Source organism: Streptomyces corynorhini (assembly GCF_003346515.1).
Taxonomy (GTDB): Bacteria; Actinomycetota; Actinomycetes; order Streptomycetales; family Streptomycetaceae; genus Streptomyces; species Streptomyces corynorhini.
On the sequence record NZ_QQNA01000404.1, the window covers coordinates 1 to 2501 of the forward strand.

The 2501-nt window shown below is 71.3% G+C and carries 3 protein-coding genes; all 3 read left to right on the top strand.

What is annotated here, in order from left to right; genetic code table 11:
* On the top strand, positions 1–772 hold a 772-nt coding region (locus DVH02_RS33515; RefSeq protein ID WP_147286200.1), incomplete at its 5' end, for an ABC transporter substrate-binding protein.
* Positions 769–1653: an amino acid ABC transporter permease gene (locus DVH02_RS33520; protein WP_114627604.1), complete on the top strand. Its 885-nt coding sequence runs from the start codon at positions 769–771 to the stop codon at positions 1651–1653. The genes DVH02_RS33515 and DVH02_RS33520, both read left to right, overlap by 4 nt.
* Positions 1650–2411, top strand: coding sequence for an amino acid ABC transporter ATP-binding protein (locus tag DVH02_RS33525; RefSeq protein ID WP_114627605.1), 762 nt, complete (start codon positions 1650–1652; stop codon positions 2409–2411). The genes DVH02_RS33520 and DVH02_RS33525 overlap by 4 nt, the downstream gene beginning before the upstream one ends.
* Positions 2412–2501: the final 90 nt, after the last annotated feature.

Consider the following 2501-nt stretch of genomic DNA (forward strand, 5'->3'; position numbering starts at 1 on the left):
GGTCAGCTTGCCCGCGGCCTCCTGCACCCCGGCCGCCCTGTCCACGGAGGCCGCGGGCAAGCTGACCGTCGGCACCGACAAGCCGGCCTACGCACCGTGGTTCCAGGGCGACGACCCGGCGAGCGGCAAGGGCTTCGAGTCGGCCGTCGCGTACTCCGTGGCCAAGGCCCTCGGCTACCGCGCCGACCAGGTGGTCTGGCGCACCGTACCGTTCAACAACTCCTTCGCGCCCGGCGAGAAGAACTTCGACTTCGACATCAACCAGGTCTCCGTCAGCGACGAGCGCGCGCGGGCCGTCGACTTCTCCTCCGGCTACTACGAGGTCCGCCAGGCCGTCGTCGCCCTCAAGAAGTCGCCCTACGCGAAGGCGAAGAGCGCCGCCGACCTCCAGGGCGCCAAACTCGGCGCGCAGGTCGGGACCACCAGCCTCGACACCATCAACGAGATCGTCGAGCCGAAGCAGCGGCCCGCCGTCTTCCAGAAGAACGACTTCGCCAAGTCCGCCCTGAGCAACGGCCAGGTCGACGCGATCGTCGTCGACCTGCCCACCGCCTTCTACATCACCTCGGCCGAGGTGCCGGAGGCCGAGGTCGTCGGCCAGTTCGCCGACTCCGCGGGCGCCGCGGAACAGTTCGGCCTCGTCCTCGACAAGGGCAGCGCGCTCACCCCCTGCGTCACCCGTGCCGTCGACGGACTGCGCGCCGACGGCACGCTCGCCGCCCTGGAGAAGAAGTGGCTGGCGGACGCCGTGGACGCGCCGGTGCTCAAGTGACCTCCGTATCCAGCCCCGTGGAGCCGGACACCGACCCGTACACCCCCTCCGCACGGCGCCTGGCACGGGAGCGCCACCACCGCGCGCGGGCACGCCGGGCCACCGCGATCGCGGCGCTCTCCACCCTGGTGACGGGCGCCGTCCTCTTCGCCGTGATCACCGGCTCGCCCGGCTGGCAGCGCGCTCGTGAGACCTTCTTCAGCGTCGAGTACGCGCGGATGGCGCTGCCCCTCGTCCTGGACGGACTCCTGCTCAACCTGCGGCTCCTCGCGGTCTGCGGTGGGTGCGTCCTGCTCCTCGGACTGCTGCTCGCGGTCGCCCGCACCCTGCGCGGCCCCGTCTTCTTCCCGATCCGCGCGCTGGCCACCGCGTACACCGACTTCTTCCGCGGCCTGCCCCTGATCATCTGCCTGCTGATGGTCGTCTTCGGAGTGCCCGCGCTGCGCCTCCAGGGCGTCACCACGGACCCCGTGCTGCTCGGCGGCGCCGCGCTGGTCCTCACCTACTCCGCCTATGTCGCCGAGGTCTTCCGCGCGGGCATCGACTCCGTACACCCCTCGCAGCGCGCGGCGGCCAGATCGCTCGGGCTCTCCCGGGGCGGGACCCTGCGGTACGTCGTACTCCCGCAGGCGGTACGGCGGGTGGTGCCGCCGCTCCTCAACGACCTGGTGTCGCTCCAGAAGGACACCGGTCTCGTCTCCATCGCCGGTGCGGTCGACGCCGTGTACGCCGCCCAGATCATGGCCGGGAAGTACTTCAACTACACGCCGTACGTCGTCGCGGGCCTGGTCTTCGTCGCGCTGACGATCCCGATGACCCGCTTCACGGACTGGATCACGGCCCGCACGGACCGGCGGCGCGCCCAGGGAGGCACCGTATGACGGCCGAGGACACCCCCGTACTGCGGCTGGAATCCGTACGCAAGACCTTCGGCCGGGACCGCGTCGTCCTGCGCGACGTCACCCTCGACGTGCCCCCGCACACCGTGACCGCGCTGATCGGCGCCTCCGGCTCCGGCAAGTCCACCCTGCTGCGCTGCGCGAACCTGCTGGAGGAGATCGACGACGGGGCGATCTTCCTGGACGGCGAGGAGATCACCGACCCGCGCGCCGACCCGGACGCGGTACGCCGCCGGATCGGCGTCGTGTTCCAGTCGTACAACCTCTTCCCGCACATGACGGTCCTGCGTAACGTCACACTCGCACCGCGCCGGGTCCTCGGCGTCCCGCGCGCCGAGGCCGAGGACACCGCCCGCGAACTGCTGGCCCGGCTCGGCCTCGGCGACAAGGCCGAGGAGTACCCGGACCGGCTCAGCGGCGGCCAGCAGCAGCGCGCCGCGATCGTGCGGGCCCTCGCGGTACGCCCCAGACTGCTGCTCCTCGACGAGATCACCGCCGCGCTCGACCCCGAGCTGGTCGGTGAGGTGCTGTCGGTCGTACGGGATCTCAAGGCCGAGGGGATGACGATGGTCCTGGCCACCCATGAGATGGGCTTCGCGCGCGAGGTCGCCGACCAGGTGTGCTTCCTCGACGGCGGCGTGGTGCTGGAAAGCGGCACGGCCCAGCAGGTGTTCGGCGAGCCGCGGCAGGAACGGACGAAGCGGTTCCTGCGGCGGATCGTCGAAGCGGGCCGACTCTGAGCCGACAGCCGACAGCCGACAGCCGACAGCCGACAGCCGACAGCCGACAGCCGACAGCCGACAGCCGACAGCCGACAGCCGACAGCCGAC